Raw genomic sequence first — 16,489 nt, 5'->3', positions numbered from 1 at the left:
TAAAATCCTTATTCCCGCAGTAACATCTTAATCGCTTTTTCATACTTAGCTTCATCACCCGCTCTGTAACCAAGGTGAACTAAGCGCTGGTTGCCGTCTCTGTCAACAATCACAGTTGTCGGCATCGCGTTAACATCGTATAGTTGACTGACTTGCCCCTCAGGGTCATACAAGACCGGAAAACTCACCTCAACATCATCAAGTAAAATATTTGCTTTGCTGGAGTCATCATCGACATTCACAGCTAATATTTCAAAACCCATGTCTTGATATTCTTGGTACAAGGCTTCCATTTCAGGTAGTTCCTGACGACAAGGCCCGCACCAACTAGCCCAAAAATTAATGAGCACCATATTGCCGCGCTGCTCAGATAGGCGAATATTGCCACTGTCCTTACTTTTAAGCGTGAAATCAGGTGCAGGGGAGCTTGCATATGCAGTTGAGCAGATGCTCAAAACAACGGAAATTGAAAAGGCAAAAAAGCGGCGTTGAGATAATAAGGTATTCATCATTGCTGTCTCACTAAAAGAAAATGCTGGTGGAAAGCGTAAACATCAAATTGTGTACGCTCTTTTCTACACCAATGATATCGCTGTCGAAGACATGATCACGTACATCAAATCGTACCGATAGATAATCTGTCACAAGTAATCGATACCCTATCCCCGCTGAAACCGTAAAACGCTCGTCACCTGCAAAGTCTGTATTTCCTGCCCCTAATGTCACAAAGAAATCCGTATTAAAAACCAAATCTTTGGTAAAAAATACTTCACCATTAAAATTGTATCCAAGAGATACGTCATAGTAGGTGTAGTCTCGCTCTTCTTCAGTCAAGAATGGCGCCCCGCCAGATAAAACTTCAAAGCTCGTTTCACCTGCCGTCGCTTGTCCATAGGTCGCTTCTATAAATACGTTTTCGCTTACGTGATATGCAATTCTGGCACCCAGTACCACATCTGAAGAAAAATCTTCAATACTAATAATGCCTGCAAAAACGCCTACCTCAATGTTTTCAGAATCAATATCAAATTCCTCTACACTTCTCCTTTCAATATTTGGATCAATATTAGTATCGCCACTGGAACGATTTGAAGAGACTACATCTTCCTGCGCCATCGCTATTTGCGCGTGAATGAAGAGGAGTATCAAACATAATACGCAATACGAAACTACACCTTTCAACCTATTTGAAATAAGCACGTCTCGCGTTGTTGAGATACTTGTTTTTAATGCTACATGCATATCTACATCACTTAATCGTTTAATCATACATTCAACTTAGAAGAAAACACTGGCACCAATGAGCCACTGATCAATTCGCTCTTGTTCATCTCTGTCGGTTAAGGCCAATACGCTGCGATACTCGGCGTTTACCAATACCCCATCCGTCAAATAATACCTAACCCCCAAACCAACTTCGTAGTGGCTACTTTTACGCACATCATCGCCAGATTGCACTAAGCTAGCTTTCGGCTTAGTTCTGATTTCTCCCGTTCCCAACGCTAAGTAGGGGCTGACCTTCCAGGCAGGAAATACTGTATGCCGCATGCGAATCGACCATAACTTATTGTCAGAAAAGTCACCTAGTGCTTGTGTATAATTTGCGTCGACAGCAATGTTTCTTGTCCAAATCCATGAACCTGTCGCTGACAGCGCTGCCGTGTTATCTAACACTCCACCCATAAAAGTAAGCTCAATATCACGTGACTGGTAATCTTCAAAACTGCCAGTAGGCGCTTTCAATCCTACGCCATTTTTGAGCACCGTTGCCGTTAGTGCATCTCGATAAATCCAACCCTCAATTTGCTTCGCTTTCACGCCAACCGTGCGTATTTTGTACCAATCCGTGCGCTCTTTAAGGATGTCTATCTCTTCGCCTTTACTGATCACATAAAACACTGGATATTCATCAGCGGGGCCAGAATGGACGTTAGTAAACTGCGACGTCACCGTCACCCGCAATTCATCCGCACTTAAAATTTTTGCGCTCAATACCATAAGAAAAAAGAGGACAATATGTTTAAACACGTTTAGTCCTCGGGTGCATCAAAAGGATTGTTATAATATTGTCCACCGACATCCAACCATTCTGCAATTAGTCGCAACTCTGCGTCAGAAAGCCATGTTTGGTGACTTCCCGTTTCAAACACTGCAAAGAATCTGCCACTATTACCAGCCCCTGCAACTCGCATGCTTGGATTTACGTTAATCGATTGAGTCACCGGAATAGGATTGCCTTCCCCATCAAGAATGAGTTGACCTTCTTCGTCCTCTTCAAACACTTGATTGCCCTGAGCATCAAGCACCGGCACTTGTCTATCAAGCAGGGCGCCATCAATGATCTCTTGCTCATTGTCAGCAAACAATAACTCTCTGTAGCTTGTAAGAAAATCGGCATTTTCTGGCGACGGTGTCGTGGATAAGTCCAAATTGGCTAAAGGCACTTGCAAGACGCCATCAGCGTCATTTGGCGCATGGCAAGTCACACAAGTATTGTCACTAACAAGATTTAAGGCCTCGTCGAGAATTTGACGATCTTTCTCGAATATCGGCGCAATGTGGTCAGGATAGTTAATCACAGCGCGGCAAACTGACGTCCAAGATTGTGCACAACTTTGGCTAATAGGAAGAGGTGTCTCTAAGTCAGCATATGCGAATTCAAAACTCGGCTCAGGCAGTTGGCTGTCTGAATTTACCCATACATCTTCAAACGCAATGTTTGGCGAAAGCATGGGCAAACCAACCACCCTTGTGTAGGTTTGTGCCATTGTATCACCCAAATCAGCAAATAAGGCTGGGTTAGCGCCCGGAAAACCTTGGCCAGTGTTTGGGGCGCCTAAATTGATCGATGCCGCTTGCGCACTTTCTCTACCATGAGGGGCTTCACTTTCTGCAGTATGGCAGCCGATACAAGACTTTTGCTCACCTGGCATCAGTTGCAACCAATTATTGTGTCGCTGAGAAATACGTTTACCACTCGCATCCACAACACTTATTGCAAAAGGCACGTTAGCCGGAATAGCCACTTCTACAGAGCCATCAGGTTGAATTGGCGTGTAACCCAAGATTTCACGCATAAGTTGCCCACGTGATCGCCCAAAGGCGCCATTATCAAAGTCAAGGGTGTCATCGTCTGGAATTGAAACGCTTTTGACCACCCGCAAAAACCTTGCAGGTCTATCACTTGCGCTTATCTGCGAAGGGTCAGAGGTTATTGTTAATCCAAATGGACTGGTATCTTCACCGTCTACGTCGTAGACACTCTTTATATGCAAGACGCCTAACCCACTATCAATCAAACTTGTAGCCGTTCTATCGATTGTTGTTGACGGATTAGCTGGAAACGGTTTTGTCTCCATCGCAACCACTTCACTCACGACTTTATCCGTTACTGGTAACCCGAGTGACAATTGCGTATTTTCTGCTGGATCAAACATCCATAAGCCGTAAACAGGCGGCGCTAACTCAAATGCCTCGTCTGCAATATTATCAATTGTACAAGGCGCTATTTTGCGTTCAATAGCAGGCTGTTCAGTGTCATCAGTTGGTTCTTCTACGTTCTCGAGGGGCGCAAATAATCGACACTGGCTCCAACTATATAAAATACGTCCACTACCATCCCAAAGAGGATACAATGCGTTGATAAAACCAGCAGCTGAAATCTCGCCAGTTAAGTCAATACCTTCTAGCAATGCACTTTGCTGTGCAGACTCAGAGACCGATGAAATACCGTCAACTGGCATTTGAAAATCAACAAAATTGTCAATATCAATGGTCACATAGTCAGTGCCAAAACGGGCTTGTGAAAAAGAATTGAGCCCTAATAACACTTGGCCATCAGGGGTTACACTAGCTTTACTATACTGTACATCACCTGCGCCATCGATAATGTCATGACTATGTCGACCGTACACTATCTCCAGCTCACTACCGTCTGGATTCATTTGATATAGGTTTAGCCCTTTGTTCCCAGCGTTTTGATCCCAGCGACTAAAAAGAAGTTTACCATTTGGTAGTACAAGTGGGTCGAGGTCATGACTTTGATTAAAAGAAATCTGTTGAATATTACTGCCATCTGCGTTCATGATGTGCAAAACAGATGCATGCGCATCTAAACTTTCTTCTAAGCCAGCGTATTGAGGTTTCCCTTCGTCTAAGAGTCTTGCCTGATTGCCTCTCTGACGCGTTGAGCTAAATATGATTCTACCGTCAGCTAAATATACCGGGCCAGTATCTTGACCCGCTTCAGCAACAATATCAGAGGCAATAATGCGCGCCAGAGTATCGGACAAACGGTCATATTCCCAAATATTCCATGTGGGCTCAACATCCATGTTGTCTATCATCGGGGCTCGCACACTAAATATGATTCGATTACCGCTGTAATCCGTTTTTAAATCTTTGATATCAATTGGTAGCGGTGCACCTTCATCATCTAGGGCATCAGGAAACATACGTTCACTTAAATTGACGGGAATGGCCGATGCATTTGCACGCTGCTTGATGAAAAGAGTGGCACCAGGAATAAATTGAATAGGATCGCTTAAGGTTCTAATTGGCTCGCCATCAGACACCTCGATATTACGCTCAATGTAAGCAATAGGTACGTCGACAACAACGGGGTCTGGAGCCTGAGTTTCGGTGCCGACAGATCCCCCCCCACATCCAGCAATGAAAACAACAAGCAACGAGATACCGAACAACCCAATTCGCGTAAATTCTTGCACTTGTTCTTGCTTGCACATTCGCATACTGCCACCTAATTCTTCAATACGTTGACATATCAATATGGAACAACACTGATATGTCAGATCGCCTGACGCTTTTCCTACCTCACAAAACGCACAAACGCACCGCATGGGTATTTATGATCCCAAAACCACTACTAAAGCAATATATGCACCAGCAATGTATGAACCGATATCTCTATGTTGTATAACAAGCCTTGCGGTAAGAGAGACAGAATACCGGTAATTATTTGCCGATATAAGTGTCTCAAAATGCCGACTACATCCGCTTTATTACATGAGTCCCCGTAAGCACATAGATGCTCAATAGCTTGGCAGGGCAGAGATTTTGTTACAATTGTGGATTTTATATTTAAGAATTAAACGCAATAACTAAGTGGGTAAAGTCGATAAAACACTGTATGCATTTGATTTACATGGCTATTTGATGTTTTTTAATGAAATCGTGGCAATTTGAGCCAGACGAGTGTTGATGAAAAGTAACACAAATGACGCGATTTTCGATTAACTTTTTTTGTATATAAAAAATTATCAATATATTTCAATGCCTTATCGTTTATGGCGTGAAACTTGTTAAGTATTCTGGATTAGACATAAGCCCTTAGCTGCATAACCATAACAATCGAATCACGTTGTATAAATGGCCCATGTTGGCAGTACCAGATCGCGACACGGGAGTAAGTAGATATGTTTCGCTCATTAAAAAGGTTCAGGGACAAATACCTAAAAAATATTCGATCATTATCTTTGCCACTTACCACACTTTTATGTACCTCATTTCTCGTTTCCTTAAACGCACAGGCAGATAGTACAAGCCAAGCAAAACGCATGCATGACCGGTTGGCAGGTGTGCCGCCAAGCATCACGGTATTGAACGAAATGGCTGCTCATATCGCGAATGATAGGCCGCTTGACGCGGCAGCAATTGCTATGGAAAACCCCGCATTTTATAACATCACGCTAAAGCATTGGGTAAGCCCTTGGACAAATGAAGAAGGTGATATTTTTGCCCCTTTAAATGACTATACTGCCACAGTAATTGGTATGGTACGTGACGACATTGACTTTAGGTTGTTGCTTAGCGGAGATATTATATATACCGCGAATGCTTCAGGCTTACCAAACTATGCAATAAATAATAACGACCACTACTTGAGTGCAGAAAACAACGGTATCGATTTATCCACACATTTAGTCCGGAACACGCAATCAGCCATCACCGGCATACCCGTTGATGCTACTGCAGGTGTTATGACAACAAGAGCTGGCGCTAAATCATTCTTTAAAGACGGTACAAATCGAGCGATGCTGCGCTTTACTTTGATTAATCACTTATGTACCGACCTTGAGGCCCTAAAAGATACCAGCTTACCACCAGATCGCATCCGCCAAGATTTAAGCCGAAGCCCCGGGGGAGACAGTCGTATATTTTCAAACTCTTGCTCAGGGTGTCATAGCGGCATGGATCCCTTGGCGCAAGCTTTCGCTTACTACGAATATACATATGATGTTAAAGCTGACCCCCAAGGAGAAAACGGGCGCTTGACTTATAATGAAGTAGGGCAAATAGATCCGGCAACCGGTTCACGAGTCAGCAAAAAACATCAAATAAATGCGAATAACTTCCCTTTTGGTTTTGTGATTGAAGATGACCGATGGGATAATTATTGGCGCGCAGGTATTAACCAGGTGCTCGGATGGTCTGAACAACTGCAAGGGTTTGGTTTTGGCGCTAAAAGCATGGGGGAAGAACTTGCCAATAGCCAACAGTTTGCGCAGTGTCAAGTCACAAAAGTTTTCGAAAACGTTTGTTTACGCACTCCACAAGATGAAAACGACCGCGCACTTATCTCGACAGTAACGACCCAATTTTCCCAAAATGGCTATTTAATGAAGCCAGTCTTTGCAGCCACTGCCAACTACTGCAAAGGAGAATAAGCATGCGCCCAATAAATATAAGGTCAACAATGTCAGTGCCATACTTACCTATTATTTTACTTATCGGTGTCGTTTTGAGTGCTTGTGGTGGTGGTGAAACAAACGTGATGGAAACCCCAGTACCACCACCTGATAACCGCCCAGTACAAAACTATACTGGCCCAGCGGCGTCCACTGATGACGTACAAGATTTTAAAATAAATGTTTGGGACAACATTGCCACAACGGATAAGTGTGGTGCATGCCATATCCAAAATCAGCAAGCGCCTGCATTCGCTAGAAATGACGACATTAACGAGGCGTATGCACTTGCCAATACGCTAGTCAATAAAACAAGTCCCATAGATTCATTGCTCGTAACTAAAGTCGCTGGCGGTCATAACTGTTGGTTGAGTAGTAACGATGCTTGTGGCGATTTGATGGCAACCTGGATTGGTAAATGGCTAGACAACGATGCCTCGGCGACAACTATTGAGCTAACACCACCCGCTGCAAGAACCGTAGGTGCAAACAAAAACTTTCCGCAAGATAGTCGTTTATTTGCAGAAAACTTGCATCCGTTGTTGCAAACTTATTGCAGTGAATGTCATAGAAGCAACGCAGCTATACCCATCTCTCCGTACATTGGCGCAGAGGATTTGACCGAAGCATATCTGGCGGCAATACCTAAACTAAACTTAGATCAACCCGACGACAGCAGAATTGTTGTGCGCATTTCTGAAGAATTCCACAACTGTTGGACAGATTGTTCACAAGACGGGCAAACACTTATAGACAGTATTCAAACCATGGCAGACGCAATTCCCAACACTGAATTGGACAGCAACCTTGTTGCGTCGAATGCCGTTTCGCTAGTTGAGGGAACACTTGCCAGTGGTGGTGGTCGCTTTGAATCTGACCTTATTGCAAAATGGGAGTTTAAAACGGGCTCTGGTAATACTGCATTTGATACCAGTGGTGTATCGCCAGCCATCAATTTAACCCTGTCTGGATCATATGATTGGGTCGGTGGTTACGGTATCCAGCTTCAAAATGGCAAAGCCCAAGCGACGACAAGCACGAGTAAAAAGCTCCACGACCTAATTACCGCAACGGGCGAGTTTTCCATTGAAGCATGGGTCGCACCGGCAAACGTTACACAAGAAGGGCCGGCTCGCATTGTTAGTTACTCTGGTGGTGATGACAGACGAAACTTTATGTTGGGACAAACCTTATACAATTATGAGGCCTTAGTTCGTCACGAAAATACCGATGCGAATGGCGAACCAAGCTTAAGCACTGCCGACGCGGATGAGGATTTACAGGCAGCTTTGCAGCATGTTGTGGTGAACTATAGTGGTAACGGCGCACGCCGTATCTATGTAAATGGTGAATTTACCGGTGATGAAGACGACATTGCGGGCAGTCTGTTAAACGACTGGGATGATAGCTTCGCTTTTGTTTTGGGTAGTGAAGTAAGCAGTCGTTACCCATTTTCGGGGACCATAAGAATGGTTGCGATACACAACCGAATATTGTCAGATGAACAAATACTAAGCAACTTTGATGCAGGCATTGGCCAGAAATTCTACTTGATGTTTGGCGTAAGTGATATTGTGAATGTAGCGCAGAGTTACGTGGTATATGAAGTCAGTCAATTTGACACCTATAGCTACTTATTTACTCAACCGTTCATTATTAGCCTTGATGAAAGTGCCAATTTAGATGGGATTGAGCTTCGTGGCATGCGCATAGGCATTAATGGTCGTGAAGAAAAAACCGGTCAAGTATTTGCGACGATGAATACTATTATAGACGGTAACAGGCCTACAACGAATGATTTTGGAGGCTTACCATTGTCACGCCAAGGCACGATCATTCCCGTGCAAAAAGGCCCAGAATTAGATGAATTTTTCCTAAGCTTTGATGCTTTAGGCGATATGCAATCAATTCGATCGCTTGCGCCTGTTCCTATTCCAGCAGCCCCGCAAGATATTCCCCGTCAAGCGGAAATAGGTATTCGACACTTTGCAGAAATCAATGCCAGTATGTCAGCCTTAAGCTCTGTTAGCAGCCAGCAAACAGACGTACTTGCAACGTATAATCAATTGAGGCAGCAATTACCGAGTGTCACTGGTATTAGTAGCTTTTTAACCTCAAACCAAATGGCAATCACTCAACTTGCGATCAAGTACTGCGATGCATTAGTAGAGGACAGTCCTTTACGCAGCGCTTATTTCCCGAATATGGATTTTACGCATGATGCGAATAACGGGTTTAACAGTGCGACCAAAGACAACATTGTGTTGCCACTGCTGACAAACATGCTGGGCGAAGGTATTCAAACACAGCCAGCAAACGATGCCGTTCGCTCAGAATTAGATAGCCTTATTAATAGACTCAGCCGATGTTCACAGTCTAATAGCTGTCACTCAAGCACTACATCGACCGTTGTCAAAGCCAGTTGCGCTGCAATATTAGGCAGCGCTGCCGTCACTATCCAATAGCGCTAAATAGGAGAAACTAGTATGTCTAAAAATACCCGCAATACTCGATTTAGCGTTAAAAATAAAATTAGGCGCGCATCTACTCGAATAAATACTGCGCACGGTAAAGACGATGCGCTTTATCACAATGACCATGCACGTCCCATTACACGTAGAGAGTTTATTTCTCAGGGCTTTATGTGCGGAACGGGTCTGGCACTTGGCAGCTCAGTGCTGAGCTTGTTCGCTAATCCTCAAAAAGCGTTTGCCGAATTGTCACCCGACCTTGAAGCCTTAAAAGCCGGCTGCGGAATAGCTACGCAAGGTGCGGGGAAAATCCCATTTATCGTATTTGACTTGGCTGGCGGCGCAAATATTGCGGGTTCAAATGTATTAGTTGGCGGTCGAGGCGGGCAATTAGACTTTTTAAGCACGCAAGGATATTCAAGACAAGGCTTACCGGGTGATATGACGCCTTCGGTCGCAAATCCCGATACAGGCTTGTCTGATTTTGTAAATACAGAACTAGGCTTAGCGTTTCATTCTGATAGTGCATTTTTACGCGGTATTACCGACAAGTTAGCCCTTACCAATAGAGCAAATGTAAACGGTGCAGTTATTCCCGCTCGCTCTGAAAACGATACTGGCAACAATCCACACAACCCAATGTACGGCATCAATAAAGCTGGCGCAGACGGCAGTCTGTTAACCTTAGTTGGATCTCGGAACTCTGATTCAGGTGGTAACTCAATGGCCCCCCAATCCATGCTAGATGAAAGCAAGCGACCAACCAAAGTAGACCGGCCATCCGACGTTACTGGTTTAGTCGATACTGGCGATTTAGTCGGCTTGTTAAACCAAGGAGATTCTGTCGCCGTGATGGAATCCATTCAGCGCATTAGCGATATGAAACTTGGCAGAGTCAATTCTGGGATTTCGAGCGATGAGGTAGTAAAAGACTTGGTTCGGTGTGGTTATGTGAAAAGTGCAGATATTACCGATAGATTTGGTGACCCTAGTGCATTGGACCCTGCGCTAGATCCAGTTATTGTAGGTGAGGGCGGCATTTTCAGCGAAGAGGAATTTTCTAACGACCGTGAGTTTCAAAAAACCGCATCCGTTATGAAGTTGGTCGTTAACGGTTTTGCAGGCGCTGGCACTATTACAATGGGCGGTTATGACTATCATGTGGGCAATCGTGCTACCGGCGAAATTAGAGATTTACGGGCTGGCCGTTGTATGGGCGCCTGCTTAGAATACGCAGCGAGAGTCGGCGTGCCACTCATGATGTACGTGTGCAGTGACGGCAGTGTATTTAGCAATGGCATGATAGACGATTCATTAGATGGCAGAGGTAAAGGTGTATGGACAGGAGACAATTCTTCGACCGCATCATCTTTCTTTTTAGTATACAACCCTGGCGGTACACCACAACTCATTGGCGCTGATGAAGTACAAATGGCGCAACATCAACAATTGGGCTTTATGCGCAGAGACGGTTCAGTTGAGACAGCCGCTACACCTGCTGCAAATAACGTCAATTTATTGGTTGAAACCGTGATACTCAATTATCTGGCCTTGCATGGTGAGCAAGCAAGGCTTGCAGAGTATTTCCCAAACCATGGCCTAGGTAACGCAAGTTTGATGGATTCATTGACGGCATTTCAACCCATTGTCAACGGTCGTATTGCTTAAGGTTGATTCATTTCACTGCATGGAAAATATGGCGTCAATCAGTGTTAACGTGAAGGTCTTTAATCGAATGAAATACGCAATCGATACCTTCATCACACGCTGAGTAATCTTCTATCACGCTAAATTCAGCAAAACGCACTAAATTTTCTAACTCACCAGAGGCCTTCATAGTACGAATCACGTTATCTATTCTAGGCACCAATTCGGCATGTTTTACGTGGACATAATGATAGAGTTCCAATCTCGCCAAGTTGCCTTCAAGTGGTACTAGTTTGTCACTGAGCTTGTGCTTGTAAATGGTTAACATACCATCTAAGTAGTTGGTTAAGGCAATATCTGCGCGCCTTACACTAACAAAAGAAAGCATCTGTAAAGAAGAGTTGAAATCCATCACCGTTGGCATACCTCGAGTAATGTCATTTGTATGCTTAACGCCTCTCACTTTTGCTAAGCGATGCTTGGCCAAATCACTGTGCTGCTTAATATCAATAATACTGCCTTTTCTAACGAAGGCCGTGGTTAGCAAATAGTAGTATGACGTAGGTACACGAATAACGCTGTCATTGCCTTCACCATACGACCAAATACGCATAATTTCGCCGTCTTTAAGACCAGACTTCACATCTTGTTCCGCCCGCTTTCCGGGCAAAGGGGTGATATTTATTGGTATATCCAGCTTATCGTAGATTTTAGGTAGTACTAAGCGACCAACTTCTTGCTCACTAAGTTGTTGTATGGAAGCAAATTCATATTCTGCGGCCTGTGCGGCTGACACTACAAGAATAGTCGCAACCAAACCTACGAAACGTGAAATGAAAGTGTGCATTTGTCGTCCCCTCAGCTGAACTTAAACTAAACTCAAACGTGCGTGGTAGACGCGACGATAAACAGTCGCAAAAAATAAATTCCTGTTTAGTATAAAAATCCAGCAAGTTTCATCATAGTACAGAATGTTCAGAATTGGTATTAAGATTATAACTGCTGCAATGCACTTACCGTTTGCTCAGCAGAAAAGGCGCAACGCTTTGCATGCCTTGGTGACCATCCAATCAAAAACCGTTCGAAATCGGCAAATGCGAAAGGAATCAACGCACGCCATTCCTGTTCAAGTGCATTCACGTCAATATTGGAAGGTTTCAAATTTTCTAACGATGTAGACAGGGCAGCAAAATATGCATCAACATAGCCACTAAAGTAGCGCGCCAGATCGTCATGATACAAACAGCTTCCTAAAAAATAGACAAGATCTTTTGTTCCTGCACCTTGGCCCACATATTGGAAATCCACAGCAGCCAACTGAGGTTCGCTATGATCTGTTGACACTTTAAAACAAAAATTAGCTAATTTTGCATCGCCGTGGACAAGCGTTTGATACTTAGCTGCATTCAACGTTTTGTCAATGCGAGAGGCGGCATGTTTAAGCGCAGATTCTGGCATCGCTTTCCATTCATCCGGCCGAGTAGCTAAATGCCAATAAGTACCTATTTTCCAAACCTTAGTTATTTCATGTTGTAAAAACACCGCATGAAAATTGGCGAGCCAAGTAATACCCGCCATTATTGTGGAGTGGTTAGCGACGGGCTTATCAATCATATTCGCTCGGCCAACAAAGCCGACGGCATCTAAATCTTCCATGAGTAAACAGGCATTAAAATTTTGATGCGCTTTATCAGGGCAGTAACCACCATAATACTGTGGCACTTTTGAATAAGTGGATGACACTGCAAGGTTAACGTCATTCGCTATTTCGGCATACCATCGATAAAACTGCCATTCGTTCACGTACGACGACAATTTTCGCTGATGAGAAGTACTCGTATTCCAACCCTTTGGATGAACAGACGTCGCCGGCGGATGAATATACTTTACAATCAGCGTTGATGGCAGTTGTTTGCTGTTAATACTCGCATCATTACAATTCGCCAAATGGGGCATATGTAGATCATCAATAGCGTATCGGGAAATTTCACCGTATCCGCTCCACAGGGACTGTATTGTCTCAATTTTTGTATACTGAGCGCCCTTTGGCAATAATTGACGTAGCTGCATTTCTAACATAATTCTTTACACAATGGCGTCTGCGCTAATTCGATAGTTAGCACCTTGACCTACCATCGCACTATTGCGCTAATCCTTTTGAGTAATGCATGCGGCGATGACTATCCATCACAATTGCCTCGTAATTTGGCAGGTTATCAATTAAACCCAATCCATCTTCCAAGCCCATTACAAATACTGCGGTAGATAGGGCATCGTTATACACACTCTCATCGCTGATGATCGACACGGATTGTACTTCGTCACTGGAGCCTCCAGTTTTAGGTGACAATATATGATGATATCGCACACCATCTTCCTCAAAATACCGCTCGTAATCGCCAGACGTCGACATCGCTGTGTTTTCCAACGGAATAACGACGGCTTGTTTATCGCTATTACGTGGATCACGAATACCCACAATCCAAGGTTTTCCTAATCTATCACCTATCAGCTTAGTATCTCCTCCTGCAGTCACAAGGGCATGTTTAATACCAAGCGCTTTAAGCTTTTCGATAGACGTGTCAACCGCATGTCCCTTGGCAATCCCCCCTAAATCGATTTTTACATCGGGATGAGAAAAGTACACCGTTAGTTCAACGTCATCTAAAACCACATGTTTGTAACTAATTGCGTTTAATAAGGTATTAATCTGGTGCTGTGTCGGACGCTTTTTTGTTTTGTAGTCATATAAATAACCAACACTTGCGAACGTAATATCAAACGCGCCGCTCGTGAGCACAGATATCTCGGCAGAGAGCTGAAGTAAATCAAAGAGTTCTTTTGAAATTTTAACCGGAGTTATAGCAGCAGACGCGTTTACCTTTGACAACTCGCTAGTATCTATGTACGGGCTCATTAACTGGTTAATACGCTCCATTTCTATCATCACTGCATTCAACGCGATTTTCGCAATTTCTTCATTTTCATGAAATACTTCAGCATGAATATTGGTTCCCATGATGCCAGCTGACTTGCTATGCCAACTAGCGTGAGCAAAAGTACTTGTTGCCAAAGTAGCCGCTGTAACTAAGGCGAAACAAATAAGATGCTTTAAAGCGGTATTCACATAGTTCACTTTTGCATAACCTTTATGTCAAATGAGGCAGTAACAAGCGCTAACTCATTCAGTAACTTTTGCTTTTTATCAGCAGAAATCGTCCAATAAAAAGGTGTCATCATCAATAGATTTTGACGTGACTCCGGCGTATCCAAAGACACCGAAAAAGACAAACTTTGTCGCTCAACTGAATTAAAGCCGACGGGTACCTCTGTCGAAACCTCGTGAGATGACGGTGTGTCATACACCATGGCCTTAAGTTCACTTAAATGCTCCGCCGCTGGACTAACGAGTATCCACTTGCCATCACCGCGCAACACACGCGCAATTTCATTCGCATTGCTGGGAGCAAAGACTTGGATGACAAGGTCTTGGCTGTCAGGCATTAATGGCAATGTGTAGCTACTTGCCACAGCAAACTCAATACTTTTATAACGTCTTGCTGCCGCTTGAATAGCAGGCTTAGAGATATCAACGCCACCTGCATCAACACTCATTGATGCACGTTGACAGGCCTTCACAATATGCTGCAAATAGTAGCCCTCTCCACACCCAGCATCAAATACGTTCGCCTTGTTCTCTGAAGCATTTGACCGAATGTGCGATAGACTCATCTCAGCCAGTCGATTTGCCAAAGGCAAATAGTGACCTTCACTCAAAAAGGCGCGGCGAGCAGCCACCATATCGATATTGTCACCAGGCGCTTTGCTATTTTTTTGATTCGCTAGCAATAAGTTGACATAGCCTTGTTTTGCACAATCAAAACTATGCCTGTTGTTACACGACCACGTGCGCGAAATTTTATATAAAAACTCCTCGCAAACGGGACAACGCCAATAGGCTTTTTCATTCACGAGGTTTGTCATTTACTTTTTAAGCACAACGTCAGAATCAGCAATCAGATAAATGGTCGCTGCATAAGCCGCAATATTCTGTGCAAGCTCATCTGGGTCGATTTTATCAAGTGTATCATCTGGCGTATGATGTAAATCGAAATAGTCACGACCATTTTGATTTAAACGAATGGTCGGCACGCCTTGTTCAACCAAAGGAATAATATCGGGACCACCACCGGGTACATCAGATCCGCCGCGCACAATGCCTAGTGGTGAAATAACCTTAGCAATCTCATCTATCAACAGGGTTGCTTCGGGGTTAACATTAGAAACAAGCTGCCAAATAGTTTGTGCACCAAAATCTGATTCAGTCGCAACAACATGGTTGTGAAGATTGTCTTCATGTTGCTTAGCATACGCAAATGCACCCAAAAGTCCCACTTCTTCAGCACCAAACATTACGACCCTAATCGTGCGTTTAGGACGTTTAGGTAATTTTGAAATAAGCGCCGCCGCTGCAGTAGTAATCGCGATACCTGCACCGTCATCCACTGCACCAGTACCCAAATCCCAACTATCTAGATGGCCACCAATTAACACGATCTCTTCGGGTTTTTCGCTACCTACTAGATCTAAGATAACATTTCCACTACTAACATCACCCTTCCATTTCGATTCAGAATGTAATGTCAGGCTTAAGGGTTTACCTAAGTTATGTAAGCGGCGCAGGTGATCAGCATCTGGATTAGAAATGGCAATTACCGGAATACTTGCCCATTTGTCACCATCTTTGCTCATCATCCCAGTATGCGGAAAGCGACGTGAATCAGATCCAACTGAGCGAACGACAAGTGCTCTAGCGTTTCCTCGCTCAGCATATTGCCAACCTTTACGTCTGCGCTGATTTGCCTGGCCGTAACCCGCACCAGTCTGACTTTTTACGAGTAAATCGCCGTCAACAAACGCTATCTTTCCAGCCAATTCGCCCGGTTTTACTTCAGATAATGCATGAATATCGCGAAAATACACGACCTCTGTCTGAATACTTTTTTCAGAAGGTGCTGCGCCACCCAATGCAGTGCCATAAAGTGCTTGTTGATAAGGCGTATTTAATGAAATATGTAAGTGCCCACGGTCCCAAAAAGGCATTGTAAATTCTTCAATACTCACCTTGTCAAAACCTAGCTTTTTGCCAAGTTTTACACCCCAATCTCTAGCTCGCTTTTCGGCTTCAGAACCACCTAAACGAGGACCAATTTCAGTCGTTAAAGACTCTACAATGTCAAAGCCAAGATCACTCTCTAGTGCAGATTCCATTAGTTGAGCGGCGGTTGCTTTTTGCTCATCACTCACCACTGATGTGTCGGCAAACAGTTGATAACTAAAAATACTTAAAGCCACGCCAACGGCGAGGCGCTTTGTCAGTCGCATGGTATACTCCAATAGCCATATGCTTGGCTTTTTTATTTATATTATTATATGTGTTCTAAGGATAATCGAACGTTCGGACTTGCCCATATATCATATCGAAAAACAGACCTTAATTCGATGATCTAATTATGCGTGACGAAAATTAAGTCACTGTTTTGCTAAGTTGCCACTATAGCTATGCCATCTTACTACTTCATTGACGTAGGCAAACGTCAGTCCGCATATCACACAGTCGCTGGAACGAGGCGAGTGGCATGGTGTTGTGTAGTATAGGGCATT

12 protein-coding genes are annotated in these 16,489 nt (G+C 43.9%); 3 read left to right on the top strand and 9 right to left on the bottom strand.

Going from position 1 to position 16,489, the window contains the following annotated elements; genetic code table 11:
- Positions 1-8 precede the first annotated feature (8 nt).
- The 4 genes from QQK00_RS11335 to QQK00_RS11320 are packed head-to-tail and all read right to left on the bottom strand — an operon-like array spanning position 9 to position 4,745.
- Positions 9-512, bottom strand: a complete 504-nt coding sequence (locus tag QQK00_RS11335; protein WP_284217689.1) for a TlpA family protein disulfide reductase — start codon at positions 510-512, stop codon at positions 9-11.
- 10 nt (positions 513-522) lie between these two features.
- Complete coding sequence (locus QQK00_RS11330; protein WP_284217688.1) at positions 523-1,269, bottom strand: outer membrane beta-barrel domain-containing protein; 747 nt, start codon at positions 1,267-1,269, stop codon at positions 523-525.
- Positions 1,270-1,278: 9 nt separating this feature from the next.
- Positions 1,279-2,028 carry an SH3 domain-containing protein gene (locus tag QQK00_RS11325; protein ID WP_284217687.1) on the bottom strand — a complete coding sequence of 250 codons (750 nt, stop codon included), beginning with the start codon at positions 2,026-2,028 and terminating at the stop codon, positions 1,279-1,281.
- 2 nt (positions 2,029-2,030) lie between these two features.
- Complete coding sequence (locus QQK00_RS11320; protein ID WP_284217686.1) at positions 2,031-4,745, bottom strand: HzsA-related protein; 2,715 nt, start codon at positions 4,743-4,745, stop codon at positions 2,031-2,033.
- A gap of 831 nt (positions 4,746-5,576) precedes the next feature.
- On the opposite strand from QQK00_RS11320, the gene QQK00_RS11315 reads away from it, so the two are divergent.
- The 3 genes from QQK00_RS11315 to QQK00_RS11305 are packed head-to-tail and all read left to right on the top strand — an operon-like array spanning position 5,577 to position 10,846.
- Complete coding sequence (locus QQK00_RS11315) at positions 5,577-6,686, top strand: hypothetical protein (protein WP_284217685.1); 1,110 nt, start codon at positions 5,577-5,579, stop codon at positions 6,684-6,686.
- Positions 6,687-6,688: 2 nt separating this feature from the next.
- Positions 6,689-9,172 carry a LamG domain-containing protein gene (locus QQK00_RS11310; RefSeq protein ID WP_284217684.1) on the top strand — a complete coding sequence of 828 codons (2,484 nt, stop codon included), beginning with the start codon at positions 6,689-6,691 and terminating at the stop codon, positions 9,170-9,172.
- A 21-nt stretch (positions 9,173-9,193) separates the two neighbouring features.
- On the top strand, positions 9,194-10,846 hold the full coding sequence (locus tag QQK00_RS11305) for a general secretion pathway protein GspF (RefSeq protein ID WP_284217683.1): 1,653 nt from the start codon (positions 9,194-9,196) through the stop codon (positions 10,844-10,846).
- A 34-nt stretch (positions 10,847-10,880) separates the two neighbouring features.
- On the opposite strand, the gene QQK00_RS11300 is transcribed toward QQK00_RS11305, so the two are convergent.
- The 5 genes from QQK00_RS11300 to QQK00_RS11280 all read right to left on the bottom strand — a co-directional run bounded on the left by QQK00_RS11300 (position 10,881) and on the right by QQK00_RS11280 (position 16,210).
- The gene (locus QQK00_RS11300; RefSeq protein WP_284217682.1) at positions 10,881-11,672 is read right to left on the bottom strand and encodes a substrate-binding periplasmic protein; all 792 of its coding nucleotides are present in this window, start codon (positions 11,670-11,672) and stop codon (positions 10,881-10,883) included.
- A gap of 146 nt (positions 11,673-11,818) precedes the next feature.
- Positions 11,819-12,895 (bottom strand): phosphotransferase family protein, encoded by a 1,077-nt coding sequence (locus QQK00_RS11295; protein WP_284217681.1) that lies wholly within the window; start codon positions 12,893-12,895, stop codon positions 11,819-11,821.
- A gap of 70 nt (positions 12,896-12,965) precedes the next feature.
- Complete coding sequence (locus tag QQK00_RS11290; RefSeq protein WP_284217680.1) at positions 12,966-13,952, bottom strand: FAD:protein FMN transferase; 987 nt, start codon at positions 13,950-13,952, stop codon at positions 12,966-12,968.
- Between the two features lie 5 nt (positions 13,953-13,957).
- Positions 13,958-14,809, bottom strand: coding sequence for a putative RNA methyltransferase (locus tag QQK00_RS11285; RefSeq protein ID WP_348521153.1), 852 nt, complete (start codon positions 14,807-14,809; stop codon positions 13,958-13,960).
- The gene (locus tag QQK00_RS11280; RefSeq protein ID WP_284217678.1) at positions 14,810-16,210 is read right to left on the bottom strand and encodes a M20/M25/M40 family metallo-hydrolase; all 1,401 of its coding nucleotides are present in this window, start codon (positions 16,208-16,210) and stop codon (positions 14,810-14,812) included.
- Positions 16,211-16,489: the final 279 nt, after the last annotated feature.

The organism is Agaribacter marinus (assembly GCF_030160655.1).
Lineage (GTDB): Bacteria > Pseudomonadota > Gammaproteobacteria > Enterobacterales > Alteromonadaceae > Glaciecola > Glaciecola marina.
This window is presented reverse-complemented; position numbering and strand designations above follow the sequence as displayed.

Coding starts and splice junctions, on each gene's coding strand:
- QQK00_RS11335 (WP_284217689.1), bottom strand. CDS start 512: ATGATGAATACCTTATTATCTCAACGCCGCTTTTTTGCCTTTTCAATT.
- QQK00_RS11330 (WP_284217688.1), bottom strand. CDS start 1,269: ATGATTAAACGATTAAGTGATGTAGATATGCATGTAGCATTAAAAACA.
- QQK00_RS11320 (WP_284217686.1), bottom strand. CDS start 4,745: ATGTGCAAGCAAGAACAAGTGCAAGAATTTACGCGAATTGGGTTGTTC.
- QQK00_RS11315 (WP_284217685.1), top strand. CDS start 5,577: ATGCATGACCGGTTGGCAGGTGTGCCGCCAAGCATCACGGTATTGAAC.
- QQK00_RS11310 (WP_284217684.1), top strand. CDS start 6,689: ATGCGCCCAATAAATATAAGGTCAACAATGTCAGTGCCATACTTACCT.
- QQK00_RS11305 (WP_284217683.1), top strand. CDS start 9,194: ATGTCTAAAAATACCCGCAATACTCGATTTAGCGTTAAAAATAAAATT.
- QQK00_RS11300 (WP_284217682.1), bottom strand. CDS start 11,672: ATGCACACTTTCATTTCACGTTTCGTAGGTTTGGTTGCGACTATTCTT.
- QQK00_RS11295 (WP_284217681.1), bottom strand. CDS start 12,895: ATGCAGCTACGTCAATTATTGCCAAAGGGCGCTCAGTATACAAAAATT.
- QQK00_RS11285 (WP_348521153.1), bottom strand. CDS start 14,809: ATGACAAACCTCGTGAATGAAAAAGCCTATTGGCGTTGTCCCGTTTGC.
- QQK00_RS11280 (WP_284217678.1), bottom strand. CDS start 16,210: ATGCGACTGACAAAGCGCCTCGCCGTTGGCGTGGCTTTAAGTATTTTT.